Here is a 625-nt window from a genome sequence, read left to right as displayed (position 1 = left end):
CCCTTGAGGATCTCGATGGTGTGCTCCAGCGAGGGCTCACCCACCTGGATCGGCTGGAACCGGCGCTCCAGCGCGGCATCCTTCTCGATGTACTTGCGGTACTCCTCCAGCGTGGTCGCACCAATGGTCTGCAACTCACCCCGCGCCAGCATCGGCTTCAGGATGCTCGCGGCGTCGATCGCGCCCTCCGCGGCACCCGCACCGACCAGCGTGTGCAACTCGTCGATGAACAGGATGATGTCCCCGCGGGTCTTGATCTCCTTGAGCACCTTCTTCAAGCGCTCCTCGAAGTCACCGCGATACCGCGAACCCGCCACCAGGGACCCCAGGTCCAGGGTGTAGAGCTGCTTGTCCTTCAGCGTCTCCGGCACCTCGCCCTTGACGATGTTCTGCGCCAGCCCCTCCACCACGGCGGTCTTACCCACACCGGGCTCACCGATCAGGACCGGATTGTTCTTCGTCCGGCGCGAGAGCACCTGCATCACGCGCTCGATCTCCTTACCGCGCCCGATCACCGGATCCAGCTTGCCCTCCCGCGCGGACACGGTCAGGTTCCGGCCGAACTGATCCAGCACCAGCGAGGACGACGGGGTGCCCTCGCCGCGGCCGCCACCGGCCTCGGCGG

General features: G+C 66.6%; 1 protein-coding gene. It reads right to left on the bottom strand.

The window, feature by feature from the left end; translation table 11 throughout:
- Positions 1-625: AAA family ATPase (locus FXO23_RS50655; protein ID WP_158896382.1), on the bottom strand; the 625-nt coding region annotated here is incomplete at both ends.

The organism is Amycolatopsis anabasis, assembly GCF_009765355.1.
Lineage (GTDB): Bacteria > Actinomycetota > Actinomycetes > Mycobacteriales > Pseudonocardiaceae > Amycolatopsis > Amycolatopsis anabasis.
Note: the sequence above shows the minus strand (reverse complement) of the source record. Positions and strands in the feature narration are given on the sequence as shown.